A 16,669-nucleotide genomic window follows, 5' to 3' on the forward strand; every position below is an offset into this window, starting at 1 on the left:
GCCGCCGCCTCCCGGTCAGCCGCGCGTCCGGTGTGGTTGAGCGCTCAAGGGCGTGCGGGCTGAACGCTCGAGGACGCGGGTGTTGAACGGTCAAGCAGGTGGCGGGAGCCGGGCGAGCCGGGTGAAAGTTCTTACCGGTGGTTTCAAGCCCCTTGCTGTAATCCTTTCGCCGGGGATACGGTCACGCGGGCGCCGGGCAGCGAGGCCGTGCCGCGGCGTGGGGTCGGACCACCCAGAGGATCCCCGGGGATCCAACAGAGCCGCATTCGCTAGGAGTTGTCACCTGTGATACCGAGATGGCCGGCGCCCAGGGCGCGCCGTACCCCGCATCGCAGAAGGGCCGCGGCCGTCACCGCCGTCGCCCTCGCCGCCGCACTCGTCCAGCCACTGGCCGCCCACGCGGCCGCCCCGCCGGCACCCCCCTCGGACGCGAGACTGGCCGCCGTAGCCGCTCGACACGACGACACCCGCGAGCAGTTCTACTTCGTCATGCCGGACCGTTTCGCCAACGGGGACCGGGCCAACGACCGGGGCGGACTGACCGGCTCGCGGCTCAGCACCGGCTACGACCCCACCGACAAGGGCTTCTACCAGGGCGGCGACCTCAAGGGCCTGACCAAGCGGCTCGACTACATCAAGGGCCTCGGCACCACCGCCATCTGGATGGCCCCGATCTTCAAGAACCGTCCGGTGCAGGGCACGGGCAGCAACGCCTCCGCCGGCTACCACGGTTACTGGATCACCGACTTCACCCGGGTCGACCCGCACTTCGGTACCGACGAGGACCTCTCGGCCCTCATCTCGAAGGCGCACGCCAAGGGCATGAAGGTCTTCTTCGACGTCATCACCAACCACACCGCCGACGTCGTCGACTACGAGCAGAAGTCCTACGACTACCTCTCCAAGGGCGCCTTCCCCTACCTGACGAGGGACGGACGGCCCTTCGACGACGCCGACCACGCGGCCGGCGGCGGGAGGTTCCCGGCCGTCGACGCCGGCTCCTTCCCGCGCACACCGAGGGCCACCAGCAGCGACAAGGTCCCCGCCTGGCTCAACGACCCCACCATGTACCACAACCGGGGCGACTCCACCTACGCCGGCGAGTCCGCCACCTACGGCGACTTCTCCGGCCTCGACGACCTGTGGACCGAACGTCCCGAGGTCGTCAGGGGCATGGAGCGGATCTACCAGCGCTGGGTGCGGGACTTCGGCGTCGACGGCTTCCGCATCGACACCGTCAAGCACGTGAACATGGAGTTCTGGACGCAGTGGGCCACGGCGCTCGACAAGTACGCCGCCGCGCACGGCCGGAAGAACTTCTTCATGTTCGGCGAGGTCTACTCGGCCGACACCTCCGTCACCTCCCCCTACGTCACCCAGGGCCGGCTGGACGCCACCCTCGACTTCCCCTTCCAGGACGCGGCCCGCTCCTACGCCTCCCAGGGCGGCAGCGCCAAGCGGCTCGCCGGCGTCTTCGGTGACGACTACAAGTACACGACCGGCAAGGCCAACGCCTACGAGCAGGTCACCTTCCTCGGCAACCACGACATGGGCCGCATCGGATACTTCCTGAAGCAGGACGACCCCGGGGCGACCGACGCCGAGATCCTCGCCAAGGACCGGCTCGCCAACCAGCTGATGTTCCTCAGCCGCGGCAACCCGGTCGTCTACTACGGCGACGAACAGGGCTTCACCGGCTCCGGCGGCGACAAGGACGCCCGCCAGACCATGTTCGCCTCGAAGGCCGCCGACTACCTCGACGACGACGAGATCGGCACCGACCGCACCCACGCGAGCGACGCCTACGACCCCAGCGCCCCGCTGTACCGGGAGATCGCCGCCCTCTCCCGGCTCCGGAAGAACAACCCGGCCCTCACCGACGGCGTCCAGACCGAGCGGTACGCGGCCGACGGCGCCGGTGTCTACGCCTTCACCCGTACGGACGCCGGGAGCGGCCGGGAGTACGTCGTCGCCTTCAACAACGCGGCCACGGCACGGACGGCGACCTTCCCGACCGGCTCGGCGGACATGCCGTACCGGGGCATCTACGGCACGGACACCACCGTGCGCAGCGACACCGGCAAGAAGCTCACCCTCACCGTCCCGGCCGGCGCCGCCGTCGTCCTGAAGGCGGCCGGCCCCCTCGCCGGACCCGCCGCCGAGCCGACGATCACGCTCCGGGCCCCCGGCACCGGCGCCACCGGCACCGTCGAGCTGTCCGCAGACGTCCAGGGCGGACAGCTCGACCGGGTCGTCTTCGCCGCCCAGACCGGCAACGGACCGTGGCGCACCCTCGGCTCCGCCGACCACGCCCCGTACAGGGTCACCCAGACCCTCGGCAAGGACGTACCGGCCGGCACCGCCCTGCGCTACAAGGCCGTCGTCATCGACTCCGCCGGGCACACCGCGAGCGCCACGGCGGCGAGCACCACCGGCACCCCGCCCGCGCCCGAGGTGCCCACGGCCACCTCCCGGGACTACGCGGTCGTCCACTACAAGCGCACCGACGGCGACTACGCAGACTGGTGCCTGTACGCCTGGGGCGACCTCGCCGACGGCGAGGCCACCACCTGGCCGGCCGGCCACCCCTTCACCGGCCGGGACGCCTATGGAGCCTTCGCCTACGTCAAGCTCAGGCCCGGCGCCTCGAACGTCGGCTTCCTGGTCGTCGACAAGAACGGCGACAAGGACGTCTCCGCCGACCGGAGCATCGACGTCACCGAGACGGGTGAGGTGTGGCTCGAACAGGGCAAGGCCGACGTCCTGACGCGGCGACCCGACCTGCCCGCCCAGGACAAGACCAAGGCCGTCCTCCACTACCACCGTGCCGACGGGAACTACGACGGCTGGGGCCTGCACGTGTGGACCGGCGCCGCACACCCCACCGACTGGTCGGATCCGCTGAAGCCGGTGAAGACTGATGCCTATGGCGCGGTCTTCGAGGTACCGCTCACCGAGGGTGCCACCAGCCTCGGCTACATCGTCCACAAGGGCGACGACAAGGACCTGCCCACCGACCGGGCACTGGACCTCCGGGCGGACGGCAACGAGGTGTGGCTGTTGAACGGCCAGGAGAAGTACCTGCTGCCACAGCCGGCCGGCAGCGCCGCCGCTCTCGACCCGAGCACGTCCAAGGCGGTCTGGATCGACCGGAACACCCTCGCCTGGAACGGCGTGGACGGCGCGGCCTCCACCCAGCTGCTGTACTCCGCCGACGGCTCGATCACCGTCCGGGACGGCGCACTCACCAGCGACGACGAGCGCTGGCTGCGGCTGTCGAAGACCACGCTGACCGACGCCCAGAAGGCGAAGTTCCCGCACCTGTCGGACTACGCCGCCTGGTCCGTCGACCCGCGCGACCGGGACCGGGTGCGCGCGGCGCTCAGGGGCCAGATCGTGGCCTCGCAGCGGGCGGCGAACGGCGCCGTGCTCGCCGCGACCGGTGTGCAGATCGCCGGTGTGCTCGACGACCTGTACCCCGCCGCGACGAAGGCCGCCCTCGGGCCGGTCTTCCACGACGGGAAGCCGACCCTCGCCGTCTGGGCGCCCACGGCGCGGAGCGTCTCACTGGAGCTGGACGGCTCGATCGAGCCCATGCACCGCGACGACACCACCGGCGTCTGGTCGGTCACCGGCCCGGCGTCCTGGAAGGGCAAGCCCTACCGGTACGTCGTCCAGGTCTGGGCGCCCACCGTCCGCAAGACGGTCACCAACAAGGTCACCGACCCCTACTCGGTCGCCCTGACCGCCGACTCCGAGCGCAGCCTGGTGGTCGACCTGACCGACCGGTCCCTCGCGCCGAGCGGCTGGTCCGGGCTGCGCAAGCCCGAGGCCGTACCGCTGAAGGACGCGCAGATCCAGGAGCTGCACATCCGCGACTTCTCCGTCGCCGACCGCACCTCGAAGCACCCGGGCACCTACCTCGCCTTCACCGACAGGGACAGCGACGGCTCGAGACACCTGCGCCGGCTGGCCGCGTCCGGCACGTCGTACGTGCACCTGCTCCCCGCGTTCGACATCGCCACCATCCCGGAGAAGAAGGCGGACCAGGCGAGAACCGACTGCGATCTGGGCTCCTACCCCGCGGACTCCGACAAGCAGCAGGAGTGCGTGGCGAAGATCGCCGCCAAGGACGCCTACAACTGGGGCTACGACCCGTACCACTACACGGTCCCCGAGGGCTCGTACGCCACCGACCCCGACGGCACGGCCCGCACGGTCCAGTTCCGCAGCATGGTCCAGGCACTCAACCAGGACGGACTCCGGGTCGTCATGGACGTCGTCTACAACCACACGGCGGCCGCCGGACAGGCGGACACCTCGGTGCTCGACCGCATCGTGCCCGGCTACTACCAGCGGCTCCTCGCGGACGGCTCGGTGGCCGACAGCACCTGCTGCGCGAACACCGCGCCGGAGAACGCGATGATGGGCAAGCTCGTCGTGGACTCGATCGTCACCTGGGCCAGGCAGTACAAGGTCGACGGCTTCCGATTCGACCTCATGGGCCATCACCCGAAGGCCAACATCCTGGCCGTCCGCAAGGCCCTTGACGCGCTGACCCCCGCCAAGGACGGCGTCGACGGCAAGAAGATCATCCTGTACGGCGAGGGCTGGAACTTCGGCGAGGTCGCGGACGACGCCCGCTTCGTGCAGGCCACGCAGAAGAACATGGCCGGCACCGGGATCGCCACCTTCTCCGACCGGGCCCGGGACGCCGTGCGCGGCGGCGGTCCCTTCGACGCCGACCCCGGAGTCCAGGGCTTCGCGTCCGGTCTGTACACCGACCCCAACTCCTCCACCGCGAACGGCACCCCGGCCGAGCAGAAGGCCCGGCTGCTGCACTACCAGGACCTGATCAAGGTCGGGCTGACCGGCAACCTCGCCGGGTACCGCTTCACGGACACGAACGGCAGGAAGGTCACCGGCGCGGAGGTCGACTACAACGGCTCGCCCGCCGGATACGCGGCCGCTCCCGGAGACGCCCTCTCCTATGTGGACGCGCACGACAACGAATCGCTGTTCGACGCCCTGGCCTACAAGCTCCCCAAGGACACGGCCGCCTCCGACCGCGCCCGGATGCAGGTGCTCGCGATGGCCACGGCCGCTCTCTCACAGGGGCCGTCCCTCTCCCAGGCGGGCACCGACCTGCTGCGCTCGAAGTCGCTGGACCGCAACTCCTTCGACAGCGGGGACTGGTTCAACGCCGTCCACTGGAACTGCGCCGACGGCAACGGCTTCGGCCGCGGGCTGCCGCCGGCCGCCGACAACCGGTCCAAGTGGGAGTACGCCGCACCGCTGCTCGGCACCGTCGAGGTCGGCTGCCCGCAGATCACCGGCGCGTCGGCCGCCTACCGGGACCTGCTGCGGATCCGTACGACCGAGAAGGCCTTCTCCCTCGGCACGGCCGCGCGGGTACAGGACCGCCTCTCCTTCCCGCTGTCCGGTACGGACGAGACGCCGGGAGTGATCACCATGAGCCTCGGTGACCTGGTCGTCGTCCTCAACGCCACCCCGCGGCAGCAGGAGCAGCGGGTCGGCGCCCTCGCCGGAACGCCCTTCGCGCTGCACCCGGTGCAGGCGGCCGGCGCCGACCCGGTGGTGAAGACCTCCTCCTACGCGACCGGCTCCGGCACGTTCACCGTGCCGGCCCGGACGGTGGCGGTGTTCAGCAGGGCGAAGAACTAGGGTGAGGCCCTGGCCGTAGAACAGGAGTGCGCATGCCGCAGATCACCGTCGACTACTCCGGCACCATGGAGAACGCCTTCGACCGGGAGGGATTCGCCCGTGCCCTGCACGAGGCGACCGTGGAGATCGCGGCGGCGCGGCCGCAGGCCTGCACGACGCAGTTCCGGCCGAGCGCGCACACGGTGTTCGGGTACGAGGATCCCGGGGCACGCGGGCACGCCGTCGTGCACGTGAGGATCGAGCTCCTCGCCGGACGCGACGACGAGACGAAGGCGCGGCTGTCCGAGGCCGTGCTGGAGCTGCTCCGGGGGCATGTCGCCGAGGCGGCGTTCACCCTGCACGCGTCCGCGGAGGTCCGCGACCTCGACCCGTCCTACCGGAAGTTCGACCGCTAGAGGCCGGTTCAGGACGCGAGGGACATGAGCCGGCCGACCAGCTCCGCGAAGGGGCCGTCGGCCGGCTCGTTCCGTGCCATCGTGTGCAGCAGGGCGGCCGTGTCCTCGTCGTGGACGGCGCCCACGGCGGCCAGCGCGGCGAAGTCGTGCACGAGCTGGACCTCCAGCTCGGCACGCGGGACACGCCGGCCGTCCAGCCAGATCAGCGCGGTGGACTCGGCGAGCGAGATCCAGGAACGGACGACCAGCTCCAGGCGCGGGGACGGGTCGGTCACGTCCAGGTGCGACAGCATCTGCTCGTACGCGGCCTGCCGCACCGAGTCGATGAGCGCGTGGGTGGCCGAGACATGCTCCCTCGAGCCGATCCCGTCGGCGGAGACGGCCGGGCCGCCGCGCATCAACGCCGAGAACCCGGGACCGTGTTCGTCCACGAAATCGAAGAAGCGGCGCATCACGCGCAGCAGCCGGGCGCCGAGCGGGCCCTCGTGCGGCTCGGCGAAGCGGCCCGCGAGATCCTCGGCGGCCCGCTTCAACGCGGCCTCGTACAGGCTGAGTTTGCCGGGAAAGTAGTGGTAGACCAGCGGACGTGAGATGCCCGCGGCCGACGCTATCTCGTCGATGGAGACCTCGTCGGGCGAGCGCCTGCTGAACAGTTCGAGGGCGACGCCGATCAGCTGCTGCCGCCGCTCCTCGACGCCCATCCTGCGGCGAACCCCGGTACTCATGCGAACACCTTACCGATCAGATCCGGCCGCCGACGTTCACATGTCGAGCACCAGGCGGCCGCTCCGGGACCGAGACACGCAGAGCAGCATGGAGTCGGCGCGTTCCGCGTCCGTCAGCAGCTCGTCCCGGTGGTCTATCTCACCCTCCAGCACACGCTGTTGGCAGGTCCCGCAGAAGCCCTGTTCGCAGGAGTAGGCGGTGTTCGGCAGTTCGCGTCGCACGGCCGCCAGCAGGGTGGAGTCCGCGGGCACCGTGCAGGTCCGGCCGCTGCGCCGCAGCTCCACCTCGAACTCGGCGTTCCCGTCGGCCGACGTACGGGGCGCGAACCGTTCGAGGTGCAGCGTGGCGCCCTCGGGCAGGCGTGCCTCGACCGCCGCCATCAGGCCCTCGGGTCCGCAGCAGTAGACGGCCGTGCCCGCCGCCACGCCCGCGAGCAGCGCGTCCAGGTCCGGGCGGCCGTCCTCGTCCTCGGCGACCAGCGTCAGCCGGTCCCCGGCGAGGCCCCGCACCTCCTCCAGGAACGGCATCGACGCCCTGGTCCGCCCCCCGTACAGCAGCCGCCAGTCGGCGCCGTCCGGCAGGGCCCGCAGCATCGGCAGGACCGGGGTGACGCCGATCCCGCCGACGACGAACAGGTACGCCGGAGCCGCCACCAGCGGGAAGCGGTTCCGGGGCCCGCGCACCTCGAGCTCCATGCCCTCGGCGAGCTGCTCGTGCACCTCGCGCGAGCCGCCCCGGCCGTCCCCGACCAGCCGCGTGGCGATCGTGTAGGAGGAGGGGTCCGCGGGGTCCCCGCACAGCGAGTACTGCCGCACGAGGCCGGAGGGCAGCACCAGATCGAGGTGCGCCCCGGGCTCCCAGCCGGGCAGGCCGTCACCTTCCAGGCGCAGTCGTACGACGCCGTCGGCGATCGTCTCGCGGGAGGCGAGCAGCAGCCGCAGCGCCCGCGAACGCGGCCGGCCGGAGACCGGCGGGTCCAGGGCGGGCAGCGGCCACAGCGGGGAGGTCCTGACCCGGCGGCGCAGGGCCCGCCTGCTCAGCAGCGCGGCGCCCGCGAGGAGCGCGAGGGTCCGCGGCTTCGGCATCACGCCAGCCCCTTCTCCGCGGCCAGCGCGGCGGGGGAGGAGGCCAGATAGGCCACGGCCTGCTCGGTGGAGCAATCGTGGGAGGGGTGGTAGGCGCGGCTGAGGTAGCGCGGGATGGACTTCAGCATGTCTCCGGTGGCGGGCAGGGTGCCCTGCCGGCTGCTGCGGTGGAAGTCCCGGAAGGACGCCTTGCCGTCCACGAGTGTCGGATCGTTCTCCATGAAGAAGCGGGTCCCGCGCTGCCACAGGAACACCAGCGCCGAGAAGGCCAGGGCCCACGTGCGCACCCGGCGCCGGTAGCCTCCGTCCACGTGCAGGAACAGGTCGAAGGCGACCGAGCGGTGCTCGACCTCCTCGGCGCCGTGCCAGCGCAGCAGGTCCAGCATGGTCGGGTCGGCGCCGCGCCGGTCCAGCTCGGCGGCGTTGAGGACCCAGTCGCCGAGGAAGGCGGTGTAGTGCTCGATGGCCGCGATGAGGGCCACCCGCTCGAGCAGCCACCAGCGCCGTGCCCTGCCCGGCGGCAGGGTGCGGTCGCCGAGCAGCTTCTCGAAGAACCAGTCGACCTGTGCGGTGTACGGCGTCGGGTCGAGCCCCAGCTCCCGCAGGCGCGGCAGGACCTCGTCGTGCGCCTGGGAGTGCATGGCCTCCTGCCCGATGAAGCCGACGACGTCCTCGCGCAGCCGGTCGTCCCGGATGAGGGGGAGCACCTGCTTGTACACGTGCACGAACCACCGCTCACCGGCGGGCAGCAGCAGGTGCAGCACGTTGATGGTGTGCGTGGTGAACGGGTCGCCGGGCACCCAGTGCAGCGGCGTGTCCTCCCACGAGAAGGACACGTTGCGGGCCTTGAGCGGGATGCGCTCCGACTCCACCGGCCGGGCCTGCGTGTTAGACATGGCGTCAATGTACTGACGAGTAGGGCGCCTGTGAACCCTTGTGGTGCCGCTTGTTTACATCCGTGTCAGCAACCGCTGCCGGGTGGGCGCGGGCCGGCTTCTCCCCGGTCCAGCCGTCACCCGGGCGCGGCGGCGAGGCCCGGCGGCGCTCACCGCAGTCCGCTGACCGACCGCCCGTCCGTCAGCGTCCCCTCCAGGTCCGCCCGGGCCCCCTGCCCGGCCCGGGCCGCCAGCAACGGCCCCTTGGCGGAAGCCGTGACGCCACCCGTCGCCCGGACCGACGCCGTCTCCTTGCTGCCCGCCGCCAGCAGATACCAGTGCCCGGCACCGGACTTCCACAGCACCCCGGCCAGCACCTGGGGCTCGCGGGTGCCGCACGCCGGGACGTCGGTGCCCTTCGCGACGGCCGTCCCGGCCGCCGCGCCCGGCGGGTGGAACTGGGCCGTCGCGGCCGTGCCGTCACCGCGCCAGGTCTCGGCCCGGGTGCACACCCAGTCGGCCGCCCCACTGCCGTCGGGCAGTGGCTGCTCGGCGTAGGCCCAGGCGTTGACGCTGCGGATGCCCGACGAGCGCTCGGCCGACAGTGAGCAGGCGAACGGCGCCCACGAGCGCAGCCCCTGCGCGCCGGACGCCTCGCCGGTCGCGCCGGGACGCCCCGCGGTGAGGTGGGCGGGGACCAGCTCACCGAGGTCCGTGGAGAGCTGGGTGCCGGCGGCGTCGGTCAGCTGGAGCACGGTCCAGGAGGTGCAGTTGCCCGCCCGCAGCGCGGGGCTGGCCAGCGACGCGGTGATGCCGTCGCCGGTGCGGGCCAGGGGCGCGGCGGCCGCGTCCGGCTTCATCAGATCACGTGCGGCCGCCTTCCGTACCCAGGGCGCGGTCAGATAGCGGACGTTGCCGTCGGAGCGGCCCAGCACCAGCGCGCTCGCCTCGGCGCCGGACGCGCCGTCGACCCGGGCGAAGTCGAGGGCCGCGCCCTGGGTGCCGTCCTTCGGCTCGGCGTAGCGGGCGATCCGCAGACCGTCGTAGAGGACCACCAGCCGGACGTTGTCGACCACGCCCGCGTAGAGCAGCTGGGGTGGCCCGGCCGGGCCGCCGGTCTGGGTGCCCGGGGTGGCCGAGACCCGGACCGTCTCACCGGGCCGGGCCCACACGGCCAGGGCGCGGCGCAGCAGGGCCCGGTCGCCGGTGAGCGGGCCGCGCGCGGGCCACACCGAGAAGTCGGTGCGCGCCGCCGACCGCCAGGCCGTGGGGGAGACCCGGGTGAGTCTGCCGGGATCGAGGGCGGCCTCGGCGGCCGGGTTCCCGGCGTAGACGGGTGCGGCGGCGCCGTCCGAACCCCAGCCGCCGCCGGGCAGGGCGACCAGCGCCCCGCACACGGCGAGCGCGGCGGCCGCGGCGAGGGCGGCCTTCGTGTGCTGGCGGCGCCGCACCAGATCGGTGGGCCGGGCCTGCAGCGAACAGGGGTCGAACTCGGGGGAGGAGAGCAGCGCGGGCTGCGCGGGCACGCCGTTCGCCGCCGCCAGCGCGCCGCCCGGGTCGTCGACGCCTGCGGCCGCGAGGATCGCGTGCACGCCGGCGTCGGGCAGATTCTCCAGCCCACGCAGCACGTACGCGGCCCGGGCCGGACCGGACAGGGCCGACAGCCGCTGGTCCAGGGCGAGTTCGTCGGCACCGCCGGAGCGCGGGAACAGCCGCAGCCCCCATACCTGGGGCAGCGGCGCCGGCAGCTGGGCGAGCCGGAGCAGGCCCTTGCGGGGGCGGCCCGCCTCCAGGGCCGCGCGCAGCACCCGCTCACGCAGACAGACGTACCCGGGGTCGCCCTCCCGCCCCGAGGCCTGCGCCGGCAGCACGGACGGCTGCTTGCGGCCCCGGGGCAGGGCGCGCTGGGCGAGGGCGTGCGCGGTCAGCACCCGGCGGGAGCGGCCGAGGCCGGGCGGCAGCACCAGATAGGCGATCCGGACCAGACGTGGGTAGTGCTCGACGAGCGCGGCCTCGGCCTGCTCGAAGCCGACCGGTGCGGTGGAGGCGGGTGCGTGACGCTGGGCTACATCCTGTGACTGCACGTCCGGGAAAACGAGTGAACCGGTGGGAAGTCACCGCCGTACGAGTGGTCACGCCTCCGGTTCGACCAGGGCGCGCGCGTAGTTGGCCATCGACCGCTGGTAGCGCGGCAGATGGGGAGCCAGGGCACCGAGGACGAGGGACAGGCCCTCGCGGTCGCGGCCGAGGCTGGACAGGCACAGCGCGAGGGTCGCCCGCACCGCGTCGTCCAACTCGTCCGACGGTGCGTCCAGTTCCGGGGTGAGCAGCTTCACGCCCTCCTCGGCCTGCCCGGTGTTCCGCAGCGAACTCGACAGCTGGATCCTGGCCCGCCGGCCCTTGTAGCCGCCGAGCCCCCGCGCGAGCGCCTCCCGGTACAACGGCACCGCCTTGTCCGAGTGCCCGGTCGAGTCCCAGGCGCAGGCCTGCTCGAAGGGGCCCAGCGGACTGTCGCCCGGCAGCTCGGCGACGAGCGCGTCGATCAGGGCGCGGAACTCGTGCGCGCGCTCTTCGGGGTAGTCGTCGAAGGAGGCCCAGGCGGCGGCCACACGGTCTTCCCAGTTCCGGTTCACCGGGTCACCCTCGCACATCCGTACGTGGCCGGCGATCGATTTGAGCACGGCGGGCGCGGGAGCCGTATCCCCTGGACGGGGTCCCGCGCCGGGGCTCCGCGCGGCATGCTTGGCCCACCCGGACCGGAGGAACAGATGAGGTTGACAGGACTGCTGCTCGGCGCCGCAGCCGTAGTGGCGCTGGCGGGCTGCAGCTCGGGCGCGGACACCCGGGCGGTGCCGGCCACCGCCACCGGCAGCCTGGAGCGCCTTGCCGCCGAGGTGAAGTGCAAGCCGAACATGCAGACCGACGCGGACGAGATCCGTCAGGCCCTCTGCAAGAACGGCGACGGCAGGTTCATCCTCGCCACCTTCGCCACCGACCGCGGCCAGCGCGAGTGGATCAACGACGCCAAGGACTACGGCGGCCACTACCTCGTCGGCCGCAAGTGGGTGGCCGTCGGCGACGACGGGGTGGTCTCGGCGCTGCGCGGCACGCTGGGCGGCGAGGTCGAGAACGGCGTCGACCACCACGCGCACGCGCACAGCGGCTGACGCGTCCGGCGGGCACGGCGAAGGCCGGTGACGGGAGGGGGATCCGTCACCGGCCTTCTGTCATGGGCCCGCTGCTGGGGTCAGGAGCAGTTCTGACCCCGGTTGACGCAGTTGGCGATCTTGCTGGCCAGACCGTTCCTCGTGATGCTGATGAAGTCGTCGTGGTCCGTGGCCGCCTTGTGCAGCTGTTCGGGGAACCCGTCCACCGCGTAGGCGTTCTTCACCTGGCCGTTCTGGAGGGTCGGCGGGGTGATGTCGTAGACCAGGCGCATCGTCAGCTGCGGAATGGCCTTGAAGCCGTTCTGGCAGTTGCCGTTGGCGTCGGCGAACGCCACGTGGGTGCGGTGGTTGGCGCTGTCCGCGTTCTGCCCGTCCCAGCAGCTCTGGAAGGCGAACGTACGCACCACCTTGCTGCCCTGCGGGCAGATCGGGTACTGCTCGGTCAGCTGCACCTTGTTCTCGAAGCCGGTGCAGCTCCAGTGCGCGTTGGCGTTGGCCAGGCCGTTCGTGGTGGTCTTGGCGTCACCGGTGATGATCCGCAGGAACTGCGGCATCGCCACGACCTTGCCGCGCGGGCTGCCCACGTACTTGATCTGCGCCTGCGACGGGACCAGGATCTTGCCGACGTTGCCTTCCTTGCCACCGCCGTCCTGGTTCTGGTCGAAGTCCTGCGAACCGTCCTGGAGCCGGACCACCGGCCAGTAGTACGACGACAGGTCGCTGCGGTTCTGGCAGCTGGTGCCGCCCTGCAGGAACGTCTGGTTGCTGGAGAACGCGTTGATCTTCTGGTTGCCGACGTAGTCGTGCGTGTGGTGCGCGCCGTTGGTCACGCCGGGCGCCACGATCACGTTGTCGGTGTTGTGGTTCTTGTTGGCGTTCACCCCGCAGCGCGTGGTGAAGCTGCCGGTCGAGGCGGAGCGGCTCTGGCGGGGCTTGCCCTGCACGTTCGGCTGGACCTTGGTGATGTCCACGAAGTCGGCCGCGACCGGGCCGTTGCCGGCCTGCCCGCCGATGTTCTGCTGCTGCCCGTTGCCCTGCTGGCCGCCCGCGCCCTGCTGCTGGCCGCCGTTCTGCTGCTGACCACCGCTGTTCTGGCCGTTGTTCTGCTGGCCGCCGTTCTGCTGCTGGCCACCGTTGTTCTGGCCGTTCTGCCCGCCGGCGGTGGTCTGGTCGGCGTTCTGGGCGGTGCAGGTGGCGAGGGCCGCCAGATCGCCTGGCGTGGTGCCGCCCTGTCGGCTGATCTCCAGTCTGATCCGGTCGAGGATCACCGTCCGCCGTTGCTCCAGCGGCCGCAGGATGGAGTTCTGCACGAAACTCGCGTCCCTGGCCTGTGCGTCCCGCGTGGTCGCCAGACGCTGGTAGGCGTCGGTGATCTGGCGGTCGAGGTTGGCCAGTTCCCCGGCGACCTCCCCCCGGGCCTGGGTGGGCACGTTCGTCAGCTTCTGGCCGACGTCCGGGCAGGAGAGCGTCGCGACCTGCGCCGAGGCGGCCTTGGTCTGGTTGCCTCCCCACGTCTGGTGGTTCGACTCGTGCGCCGAGGCGTAGAAGTTCGCCCAGATCAGCCCGCCCCCACCGAGCGCTAGGGCCGCCGATGCGGCTATGGCCTTGTTGGCCAGCGGCGTACGGCGTTTTCGTGTGTTGCGTCCCATGGAACTCCTCTGACTTCCTTGCGGGGCAGCATCGAGGCGCCCGACAGGAGTGAAGCGGCGCCCTTCCATACGGACACCGCCCCGGAGGTGTTCACCGGTCCCGCGAATTCCTCACCGGCTCTTCGCGTCACAGGTTCCCCAACATGGGCCTGACCAGCGGGGGTTCACGCAGATCAACGATCGCCGTCCAGATAGGCGAGCACGGCCAGAACGCGCCGGTTGTCATCGTCCGACACCTCCAGACCCAGTTTGGTGAAGATGTTGGAGGTGTGCTTGGCGATGGCCCGTTCCGTCACCACGAGCTGCGCCGCGATGCCCGCGTTCGACCGGCCCTGCGCCATCAGCTCCAGCACCTCCCGCTCGCGCGGGGTGAGGTGGCCGAGCGGCCGGTCGTCACCGGCCCGCCGGGACAGCAGCTGCCGGATCACCTGCGGGTCCATCGCCGTACCGCCCTGGGCCACCCGCCGTACGGCGTCCACGAACTGGTCGGCGTCGAAGACCCGGTCCTTGAGCAGGTAGCCGATCCCGCCGTCGCCGTCGGCGAGCAGCTCGCGCGCGTACAGCTGCTCCACGTGCTGGGACAGCACCAGCACCGGCAGTCCGGGCCGCTCCCGGCGGGCCGCGAGCGCGCACTGCAGGCCCTCGTCGGTGTGGGTGGGCGGCAGGCGGACGTCGACCACGGCGACGTCGGGCCGTGCCTCGGCCAGCGCCCGGGTCAGTTCGGGTCCGGACTCGACGGCGGCCGCGATCTCGAAGCCGTAGGCCTCCAGCATCCGGACCAGGCCGTCGCGCAGCAGGAAGAGGTCTTCGGCTAGGACGACGCGCACGGGATCTCCATGGTCACCAGGGTGGGGCCGCCGGGCGGGCTGCTGACGGCGAGGACGCCGTCGAATGTACCGAGCCGCCGCTCGACCCCGGCGAGTCCGGAGCCGGCCCCGATCGCCGCGCCGCCCCTGCCGTTGTCCGTGACCGTGACCCGCAGCCGGCCCTCGGCGTGGTGCACGTCGATCCAGATCCGGTCCGCGCCGGAGTGCTTGACGGCGTTGGTGAGCACCTCGCTGACCGCGAAGTAGGCCGCCGACTCCACCGGTGCGTCCACCCTGCCGGGCAGCTCCACGGTCACCTCCGTGGGCAGCGGCAGCCGCAGCGCCAACGCCCGTACCGCGTCGCCCAGTCCGCGTTCGGCGAGGACCGGCGGATGGATGCCGCGCACCAGGTCGCGCAGCTCCTCCAGGGCGTCGGCGGAGTTCCGGCGGGCCTGGGCGAGCAGTTGCCTGGCCCGGGCCGGGTCCCGCTCGACCAGCATCTCGATGGTGCCGAGGTCCATGCCCATGGCGACGAGCCGGGCCTGGGCGCCGTCGTGCAGGTCCCGCTCGATGCGGCGCAGCTCGGCGGCGGAGGCGTCCACCGCGTCCTGCCGGGTCTCGGTCAGCACGCGTACACGTTCGGCGAGTTCGCCGTCGCCGGTGCCGAGCACCGCCCGGGCGAGCCGGAAGTGCAGGGTGAGCAGGCGCGGGGTGAGGCGGTAGGTGGCGAAGAGGAGCACGGTGGCCGTGGCGGCCGCACCGAGCTGGGTCGGCCCTCCGGTGACCGGCACGAAGCCGTACCAGTAGGTGCCGCCGTCCGAGAGCACCCGCCACAGCCCGGCGGCCACCGCGAACCCCTCGAAGGGGTAGAACAGCAGCACGGCCGGGAGCAGCGCGGTGAAGAAGCCCGCGGTCATGTCCACCGGCAGCCACAGCACGTCCCGCCTGGTCTGCGGGTCGCCGAGCATGCGGAAGGTGCGGGTCCAGGGCTTGGCGCCGGCCGGCACGGGCCGGTACGCCGACGGGATCCGCACCCCGCACCACTCCTCGGCGAGCCTCCTGCGGACGTCCGCAAGGGCGCGCACCCCGGTCAGGATCGCCGGGGTCGTGAAGAGCCCCACACCGACCGGGATGAGCACGACGGAGAGCAGGGTCAGGACGAGGAACGCCACACTGCAGGGCAGCACGGCCAGGGCCAGGACGAGTCCCCGCACGGCGGCCAGCACCACTTCGCGGGCGCGGGTGCGCAAGGCGTCGCTCTTCTCGGTGTTCATGGCGTCAGTCTGGCCGACCCCCCGGACCCGGGTCACTGGCCCTCGCCCCCCTCCCGGAGGGTGGTGCCAGGTGCACCCCCGCCGTGCCGAGCAGCCCCGCCTCCACCTCGGGGGCCACGCCCCGCACCGTCCGGTCCGGCCGCTGCGGCGCCGTACCGCCGATCTCCGTCAGCCACCGCCAGGTGTCGGCGACGGTCTCCGCGGCCGGCCGGCACACCAGCCCGGTGGCCAGCGCCCGGGTCACGTCGGCGCGGTGCACGGCGTCGTACAGCTCGCCGCCCGGCGGCACCCACACCGGCAGCCCGGTCCACGGCTCCACACCGGCGTCCAGGATCACCTCCGGGTCGGTCCAGCGGAGTTCGGCGTCCGCGCCGGTGGCCCGGACGCAGGCCCCGAGCAGTTCGCCCATGGTGGTGTGACCCGGCGGCCCGACCATGTTGTACGGCCCGCCCGCCGCCCGCTCAACCGCCCCGAGCAGCCAGCCGGCCAGGTCGCGCACGTCGATGAACTGCACTGCCAGTTCACGCGGTCCGGGAGCCAGGACCGGGCCGCCGCGGGCGATCCGGGTCAGCCACCAGGGCAGCCGGCCCACGTTCTCGTACGGGCCGAGGATCAGCCCGGCGCGGGCCAGCAGCGAGTCCCGGGCGCCGAAGGCCTCGACGGCGGCCAGCTCGCCGCCCCGCTTGTCCCGGGGGTAGTCGAGCGCCCCGGCGTCGGCGGCGGCGCCCTCGATCAGCGGAGCGTCCTCGGTGGCTCCGGGCGGCCAAGGCCAGGCGTACACGGACCGGCTGGAGACGTACGCGTACCGCCCGGCGCGGCCCCGCAGCAGCCGTGCCGCGGCCAGCACGGCGCGCGGCGCCCCCGACCAGGTGTCGACGACGGCGTCCCAGCCGCCGTCGTCGGCCGCGAGGGCCGCGAGGCCGTCGGGGGCGGTGGGGGGGCCCGGCCGCCCCCCCCCCCCGCGGGGCGGGGCCGCCCCCCCCCCGGGGCAGAACGGGCACAGCCCC

12 protein-coding genes are annotated in these 16,669 nt (G+C 72.4%); 3 read left to right on the plus strand and 9 right to left on the minus strand.

The window, feature by feature from the left end; all coding sequences use genetic code 11:
* Window positions 1-285 precede the first annotated feature (285 nt).
* Window positions 286-5,685 (plus strand): pullulanase-type alpha-1,6-glucosidase, encoded by a 5,400-nt coding sequence (gene pulA / locus ACGFT2_RS30470; RefSeq protein ID WP_393284416.1) that lies wholly within the window; start codon window positions 286-288, stop codon window positions 5,683-5,685.
* Between the two features lie 32 nt (window positions 5,686-5,717).
* Entirely contained in the window at window positions 5,718-6,080 is a 363-nt protein-coding gene (locus ACGFT2_RS30475; RefSeq protein WP_393284419.1) for a 5-carboxymethyl-2-hydroxymuconate Delta-isomerase, read from the plus strand.
* 8 nt (window positions 6,081-6,088) lie between these two features.
* Here the strand turns inward: ACGFT2_RS30475 and ACGFT2_RS30480 are convergent, their stop codons facing one another.
* The 5 genes from ACGFT2_RS30480 to ACGFT2_RS30500 form a co-directional block, all read right to left on the minus strand.
* On the minus strand, window positions 6,089-6,805 hold the full coding sequence (locus tag ACGFT2_RS30480; RefSeq protein WP_393284422.1) for a TetR/AcrR family transcriptional regulator: 717 nt from the start codon (window positions 6,803-6,805) through the stop codon (window positions 6,089-6,091).
* A 36-nt stretch (window positions 6,806-6,841) separates the two neighbouring features.
* The gene (locus ACGFT2_RS30485) at window positions 6,842-7,891 is read right to left on the minus strand and encodes a PDR/VanB family oxidoreductase (RefSeq protein ID WP_393284425.1); all 1,050 of its coding nucleotides are present in this window, start codon (window positions 7,889-7,891) and stop codon (window positions 6,842-6,844) included.
* Window positions 7,891-8,787: a metal-dependent hydrolase gene (locus ACGFT2_RS30490; RefSeq protein ID WP_393284427.1), complete on the minus strand. Its 897-nt coding sequence runs from the start codon at window positions 8,785-8,787 to the stop codon at window positions 7,891-7,893. Before ACGFT2_RS30490 ends, ACGFT2_RS30485 begins: the two co-directional genes overlap by 1 nt.
* Before the next feature lie 149 nt (window positions 8,788-8,936).
* Window positions 8,937-10,850, minus strand: a complete 1,914-nt coding sequence (locus tag ACGFT2_RS30495; protein ID WP_393284429.1) for a hypothetical protein — start codon at window positions 10,848-10,850, stop codon at window positions 8,937-8,939.
* Window positions 10,851-10,898: 48 nt separating this feature from the next.
* Window positions 10,899-11,417: a tetratricopeptide repeat protein gene (locus tag ACGFT2_RS30500; protein ID WP_393284643.1), complete on the minus strand. Its 519-nt coding sequence runs from the start codon at window positions 11,415-11,417 to the stop codon at window positions 10,899-10,901.
* 117 nt (window positions 11,418-11,534) lie between these two features.
* Between ACGFT2_RS30500 and ACGFT2_RS30505 the strand changes: the two genes are divergently transcribed.
* Window positions 11,535-11,933 (plus strand): hypothetical protein, encoded by a 399-nt coding sequence (locus ACGFT2_RS30505; RefSeq protein WP_393284431.1) that lies wholly within the window; start codon window positions 11,535-11,537, stop codon window positions 11,931-11,933.
* 80 nt (window positions 11,934-12,013) lie between these two features.
* On the opposite strand, the gene ACGFT2_RS30510 is transcribed toward ACGFT2_RS30505, so the two are convergent.
* The 4 genes from ACGFT2_RS30510 to ACGFT2_RS30525 all read right to left on the minus strand — a co-directional run.
* Complete coding sequence (locus ACGFT2_RS30510) at window positions 12,014-13,582, minus strand: DUF1996 domain-containing protein (protein ID WP_393284433.1); 1,569 nt, start codon at window positions 13,580-13,582, stop codon at window positions 12,014-12,016.
* Window positions 13,583-13,755: 173 nt separating this feature from the next.
* Window positions 13,756-14,409, minus strand: coding sequence for a LuxR C-terminal-related transcriptional regulator (locus tag ACGFT2_RS30515; protein WP_393284436.1), 654 nt, complete (start codon window positions 14,407-14,409; stop codon window positions 13,756-13,758).
* Window positions 14,394-15,662 carry a sensor histidine kinase gene (locus ACGFT2_RS30520; protein ID WP_393284439.1) on the minus strand — a complete coding sequence of 423 codons (1,269 nt, stop codon included), beginning with the start codon at window positions 15,660-15,662 and terminating at the stop codon, window positions 14,394-14,396. Before ACGFT2_RS30520 ends, ACGFT2_RS30515 begins: the two co-directional genes overlap by 16 nt.
* Before the next feature lie 4 nt (window positions 15,663-15,666).
* Window positions 15,667-16,669 (minus strand): NAD-dependent epimerase/dehydratase family protein (locus tag ACGFT2_RS30525; protein WP_393284441.1); only part of this gene is annotated, 1,003 nt, incomplete at its 5' end.

It is taken from the genome of Streptomyces sp. NPDC048514 (assembly GCF_043199955.1).
Lineage (GTDB): Bacteria > Actinomycetota > Actinomycetes > Streptomycetales > Streptomycetaceae > Streptomyces.

Excerpts from the sequence above, each read along its gene's own strand:
- ACGFT2_RS30520 (WP_393284439.1), bottom strand. The coding sequence starts at position 15,662 with ATGAACACCGAGAAGAGCGACGCCTTGCGCACCCGCGCCCGCGAAGTG.
- ACGFT2_RS30490 (WP_393284427.1), bottom strand. The coding sequence starts at position 8,787 with ATGTCTAACACGCAGGCCCGGCCGGTGGAGTCGGAGCGCATCCCGCTC.
- ACGFT2_RS30480 (WP_393284422.1), bottom strand. The coding sequence starts at position 6,805 with ATGAGTACCGGGGTTCGCCGCAGGATGGGCGTCGAGGAGCGGCGGCAG.
- ACGFT2_RS30510 (WP_393284433.1), bottom strand. The coding sequence starts at position 13,582 with ATGGGACGCAACACACGAAAACGCCGTACGCCGCTGGCCAACAAGGCC.
- ACGFT2_RS30500 (WP_393284643.1), bottom strand. The coding sequence starts at position 11,417 with ATGTGCGAGGGTGACCCGGTGAACCGGAACTGGGAAGACCGTGTGGCC.
- ACGFT2_RS30475 (WP_393284419.1), top strand. The coding sequence starts at position 5,718 with ATGCCGCAGATCACCGTCGACTACTCCGGCACCATGGAGAACGCCTTC.
- ACGFT2_RS30485 (WP_393284425.1), bottom strand. The coding sequence starts at position 7,891 with ATGCCGAAGCCGCGGACCCTCGCGCTCCTCGCGGGCGCCGCGCTGCTG.
- ACGFT2_RS30505 (WP_393284431.1), top strand. The coding sequence starts at position 11,535 with ATGAGGTTGACAGGACTGCTGCTCGGCGCCGCAGCCGTAGTGGCGCTG.